The 15,900-nt window shown below is 66.5% G+C and carries 11 protein-coding genes; 3 read left to right on the top strand and 8 right to left on the bottom strand.

Annotated features, from left to right (window positions below; translation table 11 throughout):
* Window positions 1-2: 2 nt before the first annotated feature.
* Entirely contained in the window at window positions 3-1,214 is a 1,212-nt protein-coding gene (locus MPLG2_RS11975) for a molybdopterin molybdotransferase MoeA (protein WP_105186327.1), read from the bottom strand.
* On the bottom strand, window positions 1,214-1,978 hold the full coding sequence (locus MPLG2_RS11980) for a HesA/MoeB/ThiF family protein (RefSeq protein ID WP_105186328.1): 765 nt from the start codon (window positions 1,976-1,978) through the stop codon (window positions 1,214-1,216). The genes MPLG2_RS11975 and MPLG2_RS11980 overlap by 1 nt, the downstream gene beginning before the upstream one ends.
* A gap of 177 nt (window positions 1,979-2,155) precedes the next feature.
* Here MPLG2_RS11980 and MPLG2_RS11985 point away from each other — a divergent pair, with 177 nt between their 5' ends.
* Complete coding sequence (locus MPLG2_RS11985) at window positions 2,156-4,309, top strand: fibronectin type III domain-containing protein (protein WP_158681128.1); 2,154 nt, start codon at window positions 2,156-2,158, stop codon at window positions 4,307-4,309.
* Here the strand turns inward: MPLG2_RS11985 and MPLG2_RS11990 are convergent, their stop codons facing one another.
* From MPLG2_RS11990 to MPLG2_RS12010, 5 genes are all read right to left on the bottom strand, one after another.
* Window positions 4,310-5,389 carry an NAD-dependent epimerase/dehydratase family protein gene (locus tag MPLG2_RS11990; RefSeq protein WP_105186330.1) on the bottom strand — a complete coding sequence of 360 codons (1,080 nt, stop codon included), beginning with the start codon at window positions 5,387-5,389 and terminating at the stop codon, window positions 4,310-4,312.
* A gap of 1 nt (window position 5,390) precedes the next feature.
* Window positions 5,391-6,107, bottom strand: a complete 717-nt coding sequence (locus MPLG2_RS11995) for an IspD/TarI family cytidylyltransferase (RefSeq protein WP_105186331.1) — start codon at window positions 6,105-6,107, stop codon at window positions 5,391-5,393.
* Entirely contained in the window at window positions 6,107-7,774 is a 1,668-nt protein-coding gene (locus MPLG2_RS12000; protein ID WP_105186332.1) for a CDP-glycerol glycerophosphotransferase family protein, read from the bottom strand. Before MPLG2_RS12000 ends, MPLG2_RS11995 begins: the two co-directional genes overlap by 1 nt.
* Window positions 7,775-7,805: 31 nt before the next feature.
* Window positions 7,806-10,274, bottom strand: coding sequence for a CDP-glycerol glycerophosphotransferase family protein (locus tag MPLG2_RS12005; RefSeq protein ID WP_158681130.1), 2,469 nt, complete (start codon window positions 10,272-10,274; stop codon window positions 7,806-7,808).
* A 114-nt stretch (window positions 10,275-10,388) separates the two neighbouring features.
* On the bottom strand, window positions 10,389-11,729 hold the full coding sequence (locus MPLG2_RS12010) for a Gfo/Idh/MocA family oxidoreductase (protein WP_105186334.1): 1,341 nt from the start codon (window positions 11,727-11,729) through the stop codon (window positions 10,389-10,391).
* An 87-nt stretch (window positions 11,730-11,816) separates the two neighbouring features.
* On the opposite strand from MPLG2_RS12010, the gene MPLG2_RS12015 reads away from it, so the two are divergent.
* Together MPLG2_RS12015 and MPLG2_RS12020 are read left to right on the top strand one after the other, a co-directional pair.
* Window positions 11,817-13,403, top strand: a complete 1,587-nt coding sequence (locus tag MPLG2_RS12015; RefSeq protein ID WP_105186335.1) for a glycosyltransferase — start codon at window positions 11,817-11,819, stop codon at window positions 13,401-13,403.
* Entirely contained in the window at window positions 13,403-15,082 is a 1,680-nt protein-coding gene (locus MPLG2_RS12020) for a glycosyltransferase (RefSeq protein ID WP_105186336.1), read from the top strand. Before MPLG2_RS12015 ends, MPLG2_RS12020 begins: the two co-directional genes overlap by 1 nt.
* Window positions 15,083-15,097: 15 nt before the next feature.
* On the opposite strand, the gene MPLG2_RS12025 is transcribed toward MPLG2_RS12020, so the two are convergent.
* Window positions 15,098-15,811, bottom strand: coding sequence for a copper resistance protein CopC (locus tag MPLG2_RS12025; RefSeq protein ID WP_158681132.1), 714 nt, complete (start codon window positions 15,809-15,811; stop codon window positions 15,098-15,100).
* Window positions 15,812-15,900 lie beyond the last annotated feature (89 nt).

Here is a 15,900-nt window from a genome sequence, read left to right on the forward strand (position 1 = left end):
GATCAGACTTCCATGAGCATGACGGGCTCGCCAGCGGTGACCACGCTCTGCTCGTCCGGCACCACGGCCAGCCCGTCGGCCAGGTGCAGCGAGGCCACCAGGTGTGACCCCGACCCGCGGCGATGGCTGGGCCGCACGAAGGTGCCGTCAGGGCGTTCCTCGACGCGCACCGGAAGGTACTGCCGCCGGCCCGGAGGGCCCGACCAGCCCTCGGCCGCTCGCACGACCCGGGCTCGCTCGCCTCGGCGCCGTCCCGTACAGACGTCGAGCAGGGGGCGTCCGAACACCCTGAACGAAACGAACGAGCTCACCGGGTTTCCGGGAAACGCCAGCAGTGGCACCCCGTTGATGCGGCCGTAGCCCTGCGGCTTGCCCGGCTGCATGGCGACCGAGCAGAACTCCAGCCCGGCGCCCAGCTGCCGCAGGGGTTCGTAGACGCCCGCAGAAACCCCGCCCGTGGTGAGTATCAACTCGACCGGCGGCAGCCCGCCCAGCAGTGCCGCAAGTTCGGTGGGGTCGTCGCCACACCGGCCCGCCCATGCCACGTCGGCGCCGGCCTCGCCTGCCAGCGCCGCGAGCATCACCGAATTCGAGTCGTGCAGTTCGCCATCGGCAAGAGCCGAACCCGGTTCGACCAGTTCGGCCCCGGTGGCCAGCACCGCCACCCGCGGCCGAGCCCAGACGAGCAACGAGCTCACCCCGACCGCGGCGGCCGCGCCGAGGGCCGCGGGGGTGACCAGATCCCCCGCGGCGAACACCGGGTCACCGGCCGCCAGATCGTCCGCCATTCGCCGCACGTGGGCGCCCGACCGCACGGCTGCACGAATCTCCACCCGCGAGGGCAGGGGCACAGCACCCGCCGGCTGATCGGTCTGCTCGACCGGCACCACCGTGTCGGCCCCGATCGGCACCCGTCCCCCGGTCATCACTCGCACCGCACTGCCCGGCACGACCCTGGGAATCGGCCCGCTCACCGCTGCGCTCTCACCCACCACCGTCAGGCTCACCGGCACGACGGCCAGGTCGGCGGCCCGCACCGCATAGCCGTCCATCGCCGAGTTGTCGAACGGTGGTACCGATACGGCCGCGGCCACGTCGACGGCCAGCACCCGTCCGAGCGCCGCGTCGAGAGGCACGGTCTCGACCCGACGTGGCGAGTGCCCCAAGGTGAGCACCCGGGCCAGGTAGTCCTCGACCGTGAGCAGGGCCGGCATCAGCGCACCCCCGGCCGCACCGGCAACAGATCCCAGCGGCCGGCGGCCGCATCGACCACCAGCAGCCGGCCGATCAACGGCCGGCCGAACCCCGCGAGCAGTTTGATCGCCTCGGTCGCCATCACCGAACCCACCTGTGACACCATGGCCCCCAACACCCCGATCTCGGTCGCCAGCGGATAGCTTCCCGGCTGGGGTTCGGACGGAAAGAGGTCACGCAACCAGATCGCCCGACCGTCATCGGTGGGCACCCCGAACACCGACACCTGCCCCTGCATGCCGACAGCGGTGCCCCAGACCAGCCGCACCCCGGCTGCTGCGCAGGCGTCGGACACCAGGTACTTGGCGCCGTAGGTGTCGCAGCAGTCGAGCACCAGGTCGACGCGCGGCAGCAGGTCGGCGAGCGACTGCGCGGTGACGTACTCAGCAACGACGTCGACACGGACGTCGGGGTTGAGGTCGGCCACGCGTGCCGCTGCCGACACCGCCTTGTTCACCCCCACCAGTCCTTGGCCGTGAATCACCTGGCGCTGCAGGTTCGCCGTCTCGACCACGTCGCCGTCGGCGATCACCAGCCGTCCGACCCCGGCGGCGGCGAGATAGGTGATCACGGGCGAGCCCAACCCCCCGGCCCCGACGACCAGCACTGACGAATCCAGTAGTCGCCGCTGCCCGTTATCGCCCAGGCCCACCACGTCGATGTTGCGGCGATACCGCTCGCGCTGCGACTCACTCAACCCCGCCGACGGCTCACGTTGCTGCACCGCTACAACCTAGTGCCAGCCGTCGCCGCGCGGTTTTTGTACGCGCCCGGGCGGCCACCCGAAGTCTGGAGCAGTAATCGAGGTCGGCCCATCGGCGTGTTGGATTGACACACGCCCTATGCCTACGCTCAGAAAACTCACCTTCTTCTCAACTCGGGGAGCTTCATCGTGAAAGCCTTGCGGGCCGTTCTGATCCTCCTGCTGGTAGCGCTGGTTGGACCCGGCACCTGGCTGACGCCGGCGAGCGCCGCCGCACTGCCCGCCCCGAGCGGCCTACACGTGCTGAGCACCAGCACGACCGCGATCTCGTTGGCCTGGAAATCGAGCGGCAGCGAAGCCAGTTACCTGGTGGAGTTCGACACCGACGCCTCGTTCAAGGGCCCCAAGTCAACCACCGTGACGGCCGCCGGTGCCGATCTGACTGGGCTAGCCAAGGGCACCGTCTACTACGTGCGCGCCACCGCCGTCGACGAAGACGGCAAGGTCTTGAGCAAGACCTCGACTGCGCTGAAGACCGAGACCCGGGCGTCGGGCTACACGCACCTGGCCCCGTTGGGCCTGAAGGTGTCGAAGGCCACCACCACGTCACTGTCGTTCACCTGGCAGAGCCGAGGCAGCGGCATTCGCTACCGGGTCAGCTACGCCACCAAGTCGTCGTTCTCGAATGCGGTCTACGACCGAGAAACTTCCACCTCGCTCACCGTGAGCAAGTTGCAGCCCAACACCACCTACTACGTCAAGGTGCGGGTGATCACCTCCAGCGGCACCAACCTGAGCTCGTACTCCGCGGCCATCACCACCAAGACCGAAGCCCTGCCCTCGCCGAAGAACCTGGCCGTGACCGCGACCGCCAAGACCGCCTTGGCGTTCAACTGGCAGCCGGTCGCCGGAACGCAGCGCTACCGGGTGCAGTACTCCACGTCGTCGAAGATGTCGAACGCCTCGTACGTGCGCTTCACCGACGAGTCCGCCGAGCTCACCGGCCTGCGCAGCGGCACCGTCTACTACCTGAAGGTGCGCGCCATCACCAGTGCTGGGGTGAACCTCAGCCCATACTCGGCGGCGGTCAAGACCAGCACCGCCTCATCGGCCACGGCCACGTACCTGCCCCCCAAGGGCTTGGCGGCCACGGCGCCTTCGTCGGGCCGGCTCGCCATCACGTGGACGTCGCGCGCGTCCGGTCTTCACTACCAGCTGCAGTACTCGACCAAGTCCGACCTGAGCAGCCCGAGCACGCTGACGGCCAGCACCACCAAAGCCGGCATCTCAGGGCTCGACGCAGCCACCACCTACTACGTGCGGGTGCGGGCGCTGACCAGCGGCGGCAGCTTGGTGAGCGGCTGGTCGCAGCCGCTGGCCGTCACCACCAGGTCGACGGAGCAGCCCCAACTCACGATCGCCTCGTACAACGTGAAGTGCGCCAACTGCTACAGCGCGCTGCCCAACGAGGGCACCTGGTACGAACGCCGCGACGCCGTGGTGGCTGCGGTCAAGGCCCAGCACCCCGACGTGATCGGCTTTCAAGAAGCCTCACAGGGCTGGCTCAAGGACGCGAACGGCAAGGCGATCAGCAAGTCGCAGTTCGAAGATCTGGTCGAGCGGCTCGGCAGTCCCTACAAACTGACCAACACCCACCGCAACAACTGCGTCAAGTCGACAACCCCCACCAACTGCGTCTACAAAGACCAGGGCGCCTCGCAGGGCACGAAGATCGTCTACAACAGCACTGTGCTGACGCTCATTACACAGGGTTCGAAAGCGCTGTCCAAGGCGCAGGCGACTGACGCCGATCGCTACCTCGCCTGGGCGATCTTCGAACACAAGAGCACCGGACGCCGGTTCTTCTTCGCCGACACGCACCTGGAATACCAACACGACGCGCCAGGGTTGAGCACCTACTACAGCACCAGGGTGACCCAGACCAAAGAGGCCCTGGCCGTCATCGCCGCCAAGCGGCAGGGGCTGCCGGCCTACTTCGTCGGCGACTTCAACTCGAACAAGTGGTCCACCCCCGACAACGGGCCGTACACCGTGACGCGCTCCGCGGGGTTCATCGACCCGCTGGGCAACGTCGACCGGTCCACGACCACCACCGACGGCGCAATCGTCGGCAAGCGCATCAAGACCAACTTCTCCAGCTACAACGGCTACGCCACCAAGGCCCCGTCGTTCAGCTACACCAACGGCACCTACATCGACTACATCTGGGTATCGGCGGGCATCGAGGTAGCCGAATGGGAGACCGTGGTGAAGGTCGATGCGAACAACAACTTCATCGGGCAGATTCCCTCAGACCACAACATGATCAGGGCGACCACCCGACTGACCTGATCAGCGACCGGCGGCCTCGGCAGCCTGTTCGTGAAACCGCAGGGTGCGGTCAATGCCCTCGGCCAGCCCCACCCGAGGCCGCCAGCCCAGCGCTGCGATGCGTGAACTGTCGAGACCTTGGGCGGCCTGCACGGCGAATGCCGACTGATCGGCCGGGTTGCTGAACCGCACCTGCAGCCCTTTCTCGCGCCGGGCGGCCACGAACAGGTTGGCGAGTTCGCGAATGCTCACCAGGCCGGCCGGATCGGCGATGTTGTAGGCGGTGGCCGAATCGCCGCGCAGCATTGCGTAGAAGAAGCCGCTGACGGCATCTGCCACGTAGGTGTAGGTGCGGCTGGCAGTTCCTGCGCTGTTCAGCGTGACGTCGCGGCCCGCCATCACGGCGGCGGCGAAGTCGGCCTGCACTCGTCCGTCGTCGAGGGCCATGCCGGGGCCGTAGATGTGACCGAACCGCGGCACGGTGCAGTGCATGTCGTACTGCTTGGCGTAGCTGGCGCAGATGGTCTCGGCCGCCCGCTTGCCCTCGGAGTAACAGGCCCGCGGGTTGAGAATGTCGAAGCCGCCGTAGCTGTTCTCGCCGATCAGCGTGGTGCCCTCGGGCTGCTGACCGTAGACCTCGGCGGATGACATCAGTGCGAACGACCGGGCCCCAGTGGCCACGCAGCGATCCAACAGGTTGAACGTGCCGAGCAGGTTCGCCTTGATGGTCGACACGGGGTCTGCGGCGTGCAGCGCCGGACGAGCCGCGCTGGCCCCGTGCACGACGTGGTCGAACTCGAGTGACTCCCCCATGAAGCTGGACACATCGGACACCACGAGCGTGAAGTCGGGACGGTTCACGATGGGCCCGAGAACCTGCCGGGCCTTGGCCTCGTTGCGCACCAGACCGTACACCGTGACACCGGCGCCGCCCGCATCGTTGAGCCCGAGCAGGGTGTGGCAGACGTACGAAGGCAGCATGCCCGACGCGCCCGTGACCAGCACCCGGGCGTTGTGCAGGCGCTGCCACGGCAGGTCGTTGGCCAGGATCTCGGCGACGTCGGCCTCGATCACTGGCCGATCGGACGGCGCCGCGGCCATCTCACGATCCCGCGATCTGCTGGTCCTCCAGCAGTTGAAAGAACGTGCGGCACACATAGAAGTCCTCGGCGGTGGTGACCTTGATGTTCGAGCGGGGTCCCTCGATGGCGTGCAGTGGGTGGCCGTACCGCTTCATCAGCGTGCACGAGTCGATCGAGTCGTGCTCGCCGTCGGCGACGGCGCGGTCGTACAGCGCCAGTATTTCGCCCAACCGAAAACTCTGCGGAGCCTGGGCTGCGTAGATGTGGTCGCGCGGAATCACTTCGGTAATCGCATCGTCGTGCACCACGGTGACGGTCTCGTTGAACTTGGTGCAGGTGATCGCCGAGCCGTGCGTACGCACGGCCTCGATGTTCTTGGTGATCAGCTGGTGGTTGATCAGCGGCCGCACGCCGTCGTGCAACAGCACCACCGAGTCGTCCGCGCACTCGTTGGCGACCGCCTGCAGCACCTTGTGCCGAGAGGCCTGGCCGGTCTCGCCACCCTCGACGATCCAGCGCACCTTGCGAATGTCGTAGCGGTGCAGCAGGGCGCGAAAGTGGTCATGCCACCCACCGATCAAGGCCACGGCGATGGCGTCGATGTCGGGGTGGTTCTCGAAGTGCTCCAGGGTGTGAATGATCACCGGCTTGCCGTTGATCTCGAGAAACTGCTTGGGCAGCGCGCGACTGTTCATGCGAGAGCCGACGCCTCCGGCGAAGATCAACGCGACGTTCATCACTTCCTCCGATCGTGTTCGTCACCCTGCGCGCGCGGCGGCTCGCCCAGAATCAACCAGTCGATCACCCGATCGGCCGAGCCGGTGTCGACGTAGTTGAAGTTCTGGGCCACGAACGCATCGACCTTCTCGGTTTCGAAGTCTTGGTCACGCAGGGCTCGCAGCAACTCGTCGAAGGTGTCGCACACCTTGCCGGGCGCCGTGGTGGCGAAGTCGTGGTGAAAACCGCGGGTGGCCGCGTACACCTCGCGGTCGTAGGAGTAGAACAGCATCGGACGCCGCAGCAGCGCGTACTCGTAGATGATCGAGGAATAGTCGGTGATCAGAATGTCGGCCACCTGCAGCAGGTTGTTGGTGTCGCCGAAGCCGGACGCGTCGATCAGCCGGTCGCGGTACTGGGGCGGAATGGGCGGCGGGTCGGCGACGAAGTGGTGCATGCGGAACAGCACCACGGTGTCGTCGCCGCACCAGTCGTACCAGCGTGCGAAGTCGATGGTGTCGTAGTCGTAGTAGGCGTCGCGAATGCCACGCCCCCGAAACGTGGGGGCGAACAGAACGATCCGCTTGCCGCTGAGCTCGGGGTGCGCCTGTTCGAAGCCACGCACGGCAGCGGCGGCGGTTTCGGCATCGAGAAAGGTGTCGATGCGCGGCAGGCCGGTCGCGATCACCGCGCTCTTCTCGACACCGAACGCCTCGGCGTACACGTCCACCAAGTGGTCCGACCCTGCGATCGCGTAGGTGTAGCGACGGTGCGCGTTGTGCAGTTTGGGCGAGCCGTACTTACCGAACCTGCTGTAGCCGATCGACTTGAACCCGACGCCCGCGTGCCACAGCTGAATGAGCTTGACCTTTTCGGGCAGGTAGAAGTACTCGAGCAGCCCGAAGTAGTCGTCGATGATGATGATGTCGGCCGTGGCGAGCAGATAGATCACCTTGAGCGTGCCGAGCGTCGAGCTCGACTGCGGCAGCCGGAACGAGTAGGTGAAGTCGAACGTCTGGTCGAGACCGCGCTCGATCATGCGGTCACGCACCCGCAGCAGGTTGCCTTCCAGCCGGCTGCGCATCTCGGACGCGAACAGAATGCGGTTGCCGGGCGAACCGACCAACCGGCGCAGCAGCCGTGACAGAAACCGAATGGTGAACCCGACCGGACGCGGGTCGCGTGCGGCGCGCAACGTACGCCGGGCCACCGTGCCGGCGAAGCCCCTCACCGAGTCGGTGTTGGCGACCACCGGGTTGCGATAGAAGCGGTAGGTACGCACCACGAACTCGGGGCGCACGTCGGCCTCGGTGATGCCGAACGTGACGGTGTAGTTCTCGGTGTTGCCCATGTAGAGAAAGGCCCTGGTGAACTCGTCGAGGATGTCGACGCGTTCGAGCGGAAAACGCGCGGCGCACAGGTCGCGCCCCTCGTACTCGGCGATCAACCGCCACGTGCCGTCGGGAATCGGCCGGCGCTGATGAAAGTCGGTGATGGTGAGCACGAGCTCGTGCCGTCCCTCGCCCAGGTAGGTGGTGCGCACCGGGTAGCCGAAGCGTACGGACTGCAGCCGGTAGCCGACCCGTTCGAGGTCGATAGGGTCGTCGGGGTCGGCGTCGAGTCGCACGACGATGGTGAGATGCACCCGCTCCCACGCGATCGTCTCAACCACGCTGTCGAAACCCATGCGATCCTCTCGTGTCAAACAAGTGTGATGGTCAGTCCAGCGCCAGCAACCGGTCGATGACCCGCTCGGAGCTGTGCCCGTCGTCGAAGGGATTGAACCTCGCCCGCCACTGCTCGTACTTCTGGGCGTACAGGGGCGCGTCCTGCGCCGCCGAACTCACCGCGGCCACCACCTGCTCTTGGGTGTGCAGCAGCGGGCCGGGCGCCGCCTCCTCCAAGTCGAAGTAGACGCCCCGCAGTTCGCCCCGGTACTCATCGATGTCAGGCACGTAGAACATCATCGGACGCCCCGTCACCGAGAAGTCGAACATCACCGACGAGTAGTCGGTGATCAACGAGTCGGCCGCCAGGTACAGGTCGGCGATGTTGGGGTAGCTGGTCACGTCGAGCACGCCGGGCAGCAGCACGTCAGCCCCGAACTTCTTGGTGCGCGAATGCCCCCGCAGCAACAACCGGTAGCCGGGCCCGAGGTCGGCCATCAGCCGCTCCAGTTCGAGGAACATCACCATCTCGGTGCGGTTCTCACGCCACGTCGGCGCGTACAGCACCGCGATCTCGTCGTCAGCGATGCCCAGCGAACGTCGCATCGCGGCCCGGTCGCCGGTGAACAGACTGTCGTTGCGCGGGTATCCCTCTTCCCACACCGGGCCCGAATAGTCGTACGCCTTGCGAAAGATCTCGCTGCTGTGCGGATTCTGCGACAGCAGCAGGCTCCAGTTCGCTCGCTCGGCCAGCAACTCACGACGCACCACCAGGTCGGTGGTGTGCCGATCCAGCCCGATCTTCTTGAACATGCTGCCGTGCCAGGTCTGCAGCACGATCTGGCCGGGATTGCGCAGAAAGTTGCGCTTGCCGAGGGTGGTCTTGCCCATGCCCGGCCTGGTCAGCCACTCGTTGACGATGAGCCGCCGCGACGTTTCGCGCGCCTCCCACCAAGCTTGAGTTCCGCGTACCACCTTGGTAGCACCCTCGGGCACCGCGACCGACGCGTTGGTGACGCCCCACACCCGCCGGGCGTTCGGAAAGCGGCGCGCAACTTCTCGGTCGAGTGCCAGCGGATTGCAGGTGGCGGCGGCACCGCCGAACGCCTCGAAGTAGAACTGGTCGATGATCGGTACACCCACCCGCTGGTAGTGCTGGGCCAGTTGCATCTGCTTGACCGGCCCCAACTCGGCTGGCCGCACCAGCGGCTGGATGACCAGCACCAATCGCCGTCCGCCGCCGAGGCCGAGCAGGCAGCGAAAGTCCTGCTCGTCGAAGTCGACGATGCGGGGCGCGTCCTCGATCAGCCCCACTGCGGCCGCAACCCGAACGAACCGACCGCGGGCGTTCGTGGCACGCACGGTGTACTGACCCAGGGGCGGCGCAGAAAGTGGCTGACCCCACTGCGATCCCAGCCAATCGGCCACAGCTTCGAAGCCACCGTCTGGCGTTGAGGTGACCGTCAGCTTGCGTCTGGCCCGCGGGCCGGCCAAGGTCAGCTTGAGGGCATCGACCGGCGCACCCAAGGCCCGACCGCGCAGGCGCACGCGCGGCTTGGGCCCCTTTTCGAGGTCGACCCCCTCGACCAGCACCATCGCCTCGGTGTCACGCAGCCGCAGTGTGCCGTCGGGGCCCGGGTAGGGCAGCGGCAAGTGGTTCTGCGAACCCTTGGCCTGGTCGAGCACAGAAGCCACGGGGTACCGCTTGCCGCGGGTGTCGACGGCAAACATGCGCACGGTCAGCACCGGTTCGGTCTTTTCGCCGAAGTCGACAGAAAAAATGCCTTCGTCCTCGTCAGGGTCGAGCAGGCTGCTGGCACCGTTCGGATCGATGGGCGGCAGTTCGCCCGTCACCCGCACCCGGCCACCCTCGATGGCACTGCCGGTCATTCGCACGGTCGCCTGGGGCGACACCAACTCGGCATGATCGAACGAGATGCCGTTCAGGGTCAGGACGGCAGCCACCCTGCGACCCTCGACGGTGCAGTCGGTGGCCAGGGCGGCCGGTCGCGACACCGCGAACGACAATCCCCTGCCCTTCGCCCATTGCGGCAGCACCTGCACACCGTTGAACGTGCGGGCCAGCAGGTGCTCGCTCGAGGCGAAACGGACGCGCCGCACGAAGGTTCCGGTCGTCGAGCGATTGCCGCACGAGACGGTGATCACCACCCGCCAGCTGCGCCGCCCACTGCCCGCGAGTCGAATCGCGTCGGCCAGCGAGAACCGCGCCACGAATCCGGCCGCCGAGTAGTCGAGTTCGAGGTCACGGACGCTGGCGTTGGCCTGCGGTTCGTCGACCCGGGTGACCTCAGCCTCGATGTCTGGTTGACCGAAACTGCGCAGGCGCACCCTGATCTGAGGTGTGTACTGGGCGAAGTTCATGCCGCGCTCGAACGCCCACCCGCTGATCTCGAACGTGGCGTCGTCCAGCCAATGCGCCTTGCGCACCCAGCCGATCCAGCCCAACTGCAGGGGCGTCACGGCGTTGGCCACACGGCGGACGACCCCCCGGGTCAGCACATACGCACGCCGAACGGCCGGACTCTTGGCTCGTCCGAGCCTGGTGGGCACAGACCGCACGTGGTGAAGCGGCAGGATCTTCCTCGCTGGCACGGTGGGCTGGGCCTCGCTTCCTCAGGAGATGACAGTGGCAGATGCCCGGGCGCGCTCGATCATATCGGCCATCGCGATCGACTCTGCGGGCCGCAACTTGAACGACTCGCGGGTGTCCCTGCGGATCATCGACGCGAATTCGGCCAACTCGTACCGCAGTCCGTCGCCGTCGAACTTGTAGTAGTACTTCTTACTGCGCCGGCTGTCTTCGAAGCGAGCCTCGAAGTACTCGGTCAACCACCAGGGCGCGGGCACGTAGATGTAGCCCGCGGTGCCCGCCACGACCAGGTCGCCCTCGGCCTTGACCCCGAGGCCGGTGCGGGCCGAGGCCACGGCGTGTGGGTAGGTCAGGTCGATGCGCGAGAACACCTCGACCGGCGAGCCGGCCGGACGCAACGAGACGGTTCTCAGGTCGGTGTACCCGAGGCCGAGCAGCTTGACCGCCGCGAGCAGCGGGTAGGTGGCCAGCTCAGAGATCGATCCACCGTCGGCGTCGGTGAGTTCGCGACCCTGGGTGACCAGCTTGGTGAAGGTGGCGTCCACCGAACGCACCTGGCCGATGGAGCCGCTGCGTGCCACGGCCACCATGCGCTGGAAGCCCGGCGAGAAGGCCGTCTTGACCGCTTCCAAGAGCACCACGCCACGAGCGGCGGCCAACTCGAAGAGTTCGCTCGTCTGCGCCTTCGACAGGGTCATCGGCTTTTCGCACAAGACGTGCAGCCCTGCTTGAATCGCCCGCTTCGTGTAGTCGTAGTGGGTGTCGTGCGGCGTCGCGACGTACACGGCGTCCACGTGGCCGAGCAGGTCGTCGTAATGTTCGTTGGCCCACTCGAGTTCGAGCCGGCGGGCGAACTCACGGGTGCGTTCGTACGTACGTGAGTACACCGCCTCGACGTTGACGCCGCTGACGAAGCGAGCTTCGGCGACGAACCGCGCCGCGATGCGCCCAGCGCCGGCGATGCCGATGCGTAGTACCCCGGCCGACTCATTGCGCAACTGGGTGCTCGACACGCCTTTGGTGCGATCGAGGTACACCACACGGCAATAGTCGTTGAGGTAGTCGAACTTGCCCAGCCAGTCCGAACCGATGGCGAAGATGTCGACGTCATGCTGCTGAATGTCTTGAACCTTCTGGCCTTCGTACTCTTCGATTATCACTTCATCGGCCAAGCCCGAGTCGACCACATTGCGGATGCGTTCCATCAGGCTTTGCGCCACGTTCAGCTTGCCGCGCGAATCGTCGTAGTTGTCGGTGGTGACCCCCACGATCAGGTGATCGCCCAGAGCCTTCGCCCGCTCCAGCAGCCGTCGGTGTCCCTCGTGGAACAGGTCGAACGTGCCATAGGTGATGACCCTGGTCACAGATCCTCCTCCGCCTTTCGAACATGTCGTGCCTGCGGAGAGCAGGTCGGCGCCATCGCTACCATGAGGCCAGAATAGGGGGTGCCGATGCGTACTGCAGCGCAGCTACCGCACGCTGAGTACGTGTTCGTGGTGGATGTGCTGCCGCGTAACCATGCGGGTCGTAGCGCCTCTATTCTGACCAAGACCCGCCTGCTCTGGCAGCATGCCGGGGTGCGGTCGACCATCGTCACGGCCTACGACTCGTCACAACTCGACGACATCGGCCACGACCTGCGGCGCCGCGGCCTGCTCGCCGACGGCGTGCAGGTGGCCAGCCTGCACGACTTCTACCCCGACGACAGCACGCCACCCGAGGGCGACTTTCATCGACCCTTCGACGAACCAGGCATGCACTGGATCGAGGACGGTGCCGCCGGCCAGTTTCTCTTCTACGAGCACGGTCGGCATCGCCTGTCGAAACGCATCGACTACGCCGGCCGCCCCATCGTGCTCGACTGGTTCGACGGTGCCCGCAACCGAACGCGAAGCGACGAGTTCTGGCCCAACGGGGTCAGGCGCCGAACCGTCTTCTTCGACCTCTACTACGGCGTGGCCCGCCAAGAACTGCTGCACCGCCGCGACGGCAGCGTGCGACTGGGCATCTGGTGGGCCGTCGATCCCCTCACCAGGGTGCGCAGCCCCGAGCGGGTGACCAGGTTCGATCGTGCCGGGCACCCTGAGCAGGTGCTCGACTCGTACTACGACGTCATTCACGCCAGCCTCGACGGCCTGATCGGCGACCGGCCGGCCTTCGTCATCTGCGAGGCTCGCCGCATCGATGAATGGGTGCTCGGCTACCGCCGGCCCAACGTGCGGCAGATCCACGTTCTGCACAACGCCCACATTCGCCCGCCTCAAGACGATGTGCACAAGATCAGGCCGATCTATGCGCCCATGCTGACCTGCCCCAACGTCGACGCCACGGTGTTTCTCACCAACCGGCAACGGGCCGACGCCGAGCAGCACTTCGGGCCCAATGATCGGTACTGGGTGATACCTCATTCGGTGCCCGACACGCCGACCCCTGCCGAGGCTCCGCAACGCGACCCGAAGCTTGTCGTGATGATGGCTCGACTCGACCAGCAGAAGCAGCTCGACCACGCCATCAAGGCGTTCGCCGAGGTGATCACCAAGGTGCCCGACGCCCGCCTCGAAATCTACGGGCGGGGCGTTCTGCAAGGTGAACTGAACCGACTGATCCGCAACAAGGGGCTGTCGGCGAACGTGCGGCTGGCAGGGTTCACCGACGACCCGATGAAGGTCTATCGCGGCGCCGGATTGTCGTTGCTCACCAGCCGCTACGAGGGTTTCGGCCTGGTGCTGGTCGAGAGCCTGCAGCAGGGCTGCCCGGTGGTCAGCTACGACCTGGCTTACGGTCCGGCCGACATCGTCGACGACGGCGTCAACGGATTGCTGGTGCCGCCCGACGAGCCGGCCGCCCTCGCGGCGGCCGTGGTGCGGGTGCTGGACGACCCCGATTTGCAGCAGGCCATGTCGCTGGCCGGCCCCGGTTCAGTCGAGAAGTTCAACGAGAACGCGTTCGTACAGCACTGGGCCGAGCTGTTGGACTCACTCGCCGCGACGTTTCCCACGAGTGCGTTCCCAGCCGCAACGGGCCCCGAAAGGAACTGATGGACCTCAAGAAAACCGTCAAGCGCGGTCTTGCCGCCACCGGCCTACTCGAGCCCCTTCGTCGGGCACGCCGCCGGCGCAGCCGTGCCGCGCAGGTCGCGGTGCGGCGGGCCGCGCGACTCGATCCGGCACCACCGATGCAACCGTTCCCGCCGGCTCGCTACATCTTCGCCACCGGCGCGATCCCGCGCCGCTACGCCGGGCGCACCGCATCGGTGCTGGTCAAGGCCCGACTGTTCGCCGAGCAGGCAGGGGTGCCCTGCGAGATCCTGACCATGAACTTCTCATCCGAACTCGACGACGTGACCCACGAGATCGACCAACGCGGCGCGCTGGGCAAAGGGGTGCGGATCACAAACCTCTACGACTCGCTGTGGAACGAGGGCCAGCCGCGCGAACCGGTGCGGCACCCGGTGGACGAACCTGGCATGGACTGGATCAAAGACGTCGACGGCGAGGTCTACCGCTACTACGAAGACGGCGTCTACCGCATCTATCGACGCTTCGACTACGACGGCAGGCTCGTCGTCGAGGACCGGTTCAACGAGAACCGTGGCCGCACCCAACGCGACGAGTTCGGCCCCGACGGCCACATCAGACGCACCACCTTCTACGACCTGCATTTCAACAAGCCGCGGCAAGAGGTGTACTTCCGGCGCGACGGCACGGCGTTCATGAACAAGTGGTTGGTGGTGAATCCAACCGATCTGTCGACCGAGGTCGAGCGCGTGACCCTGTTCGACGAGCACGAGAAGCCGGTCAAGGTGCTCACCTCACACATCGACTTGATCTGCGCCTACCTCGATCGAGTGATCGGCGACGATCGGGTGTTTCTCAGCGTCGAGTCGCGCCGCGCCGACCCCGAGGTGATCGACTACCGCCGGCCCAACGTGAAGCGCCTCTTTGTGCTGCACAACCCGCACATCAACCCGCCCTTCGACGACACGCGCAAGCTGCGGCAGACTTACCGGCAGGTGCTCGAGCGTGCCGACGAGGTCGACGCGGTGGTGTTTCTCACACCCGGTCAACGGGCCGACGCCGAGGCCCACTTGGGCCCGCGCAGCAACTTCGCCGTCATTCCGCACCCGGCTGCGCTGCCCGACACCGCGCCCGCGCCGGCCGACCGTGACCCCGATCTCGTGGTGATGCTGGCCCGACTCGACCAGCAAAAGCACGTGGACGCCGCGATTCGCGCATTCGCCGCGGTGGTCAAGCAACGCCCGCGGGCGCGGCTCGAAATCTACGGCCGTGGCCCTGAAGAGAAGGAACTCTCGTCGCTGATCGCGTCCCTGCGGCTGCAGAACTCCGTACGACTGGCCGGGTACACCTCTGACCCCGCGGCTGTCTATCGCAAGGCCAGCGTCTGCCTGCTGACCAGCCGGTACGAGGGTTTCGGGCTGGTCGTGCTCGAGTCGATGGCCCAGGGCTGCCCGATGGTGTCTTTCGACCTCAACTATGGCCCCCGCGACATGATCGAAGACGGCCGCACCGGCTTTCTGGTGCCGCAGGGCGACGAGGCCGCACTGGCACGGCGAACGCTCGAGATTCTGGCCGATCCGGCACTGCGCGACCGGCTGGGAACCGAAGCCCTGGTTGCCGTACACCGCTACAGCAGCGAGGCGTTTCTCGCTCGCTGGTCGGCGTTGTTCAACAGCATCGCGGCCAAAGGCTGGTCGTGAGCAGGTCGCCAGGGCTCAGGCGGCGCGACGGCGCCTGACCAGCCACCAGCCCGCTCCCCCGGCGGCCACGAGCAGCACGACGCCGCCCACGATCCACCCGGTCGCGTCCGAGCCGCCGGAAACCGGGGCGGTGGGGGTTGGCGAGGCCGACGGAACGACCGAGCCGCTGGGCGATTCTGTTGCGCTCGACTGAGTGCCCGATGGGGTGGTCGTGGGCGTCGGTTCCTCACTGACCTCGACCACCGGGGGCGTGGTGGTTGGGGTTTCGACCGGCCCGGTGGCCATGGGGTCGGGGTTGGCCATCTCGGGCGGCTGCTCGGCCGTTCCGCTCCACGTCTTGACGATGTCGGTCCACTCGCCATCGCCGTACGAGAACTGATACGCGCCGCCCTCGGGCTGGCCGTCTTTACGATCCACCTGATACTTGACCGTGTAGGTGTCCTTGGCCAGGTTGTTCTCCAGCTGCACCAGCACGGCCGAGCCCTGGTAGATCAGGTCGCCCGACACCACGTTGCGGCCCTTGGAGTTGACCACCAGCACCTTCAACATCGACTTCTTTACCGTGCGGTCGAAGGCCAGGCTCACCCACCCCGGGCGGATGGACAGCTGCTCGTGTTCGGCCGGGTCGCTGACCTTCAGCCGGCTGCTGGCGAAGGCGGTCGACTCGACCGCGAGCAGGCCGACCAGGCCCACCACAACCGCGAGAACCGCGGCGGCAATCCGCCTCATTCGCACCACGATATGTCCCCATGGCTTGCGTGAACTGGTACCGATACGAGTGTTCATAGTTAGTTCAAGTATGCTACGGACATCTCGTG

This window comes from Micropruina glycogenica (assembly GCF_900289045.1).
GTDB lineage: Bacteria > Actinomycetota > Actinomycetes > Propionibacteriales > Propionibacteriaceae > Micropruina > Micropruina glycogenica.

Coding starts and splice junctions, on each gene's coding strand:
- MPLG2_RS11975 (WP_105186327.1), bottom strand. CDS start 1,214: ATGCCGGCCCTGCTCACGGTCGAGGACTACCTGGCCCGGGTGCTCACC.
- MPLG2_RS11990 (WP_105186330.1), bottom strand. CDS start 5,389: ATGGCCGCGGCGCCGTCCGATCGGCCAGTGATCGAGGCCGACGTCGCC.
- MPLG2_RS11995 (WP_105186331.1), bottom strand. CDS start 6,107: ATGAACGTCGCGTTGATCTTCGCCGGAGGCGTCGGCTCTCGCATGAAC.
- MPLG2_RS12000 (WP_105186332.1), bottom strand. CDS start 7,774: ATGGGTTTCGACAGCGTGGTTGAGACGATCGCGTGGGAGCGGGTGCAT.
- MPLG2_RS12015 (WP_105186335.1), top strand. CDS start 11,817: ATGCGTACTGCAGCGCAGCTACCGCACGCTGAGTACGTGTTCGTGGTG.
- MPLG2_RS12020 (WP_105186336.1), top strand. CDS start 13,403: ATGGACCTCAAGAAAACCGTCAAGCGCGGTCTTGCCGCCACCGGCCTA.
- MPLG2_RS12025 (WP_158681132.1), bottom strand. CDS start 15,811: ATGAGGCGGATTGCCGCCGCGGTTCTCGCGGTTGTGGTGGGCCTGGTC.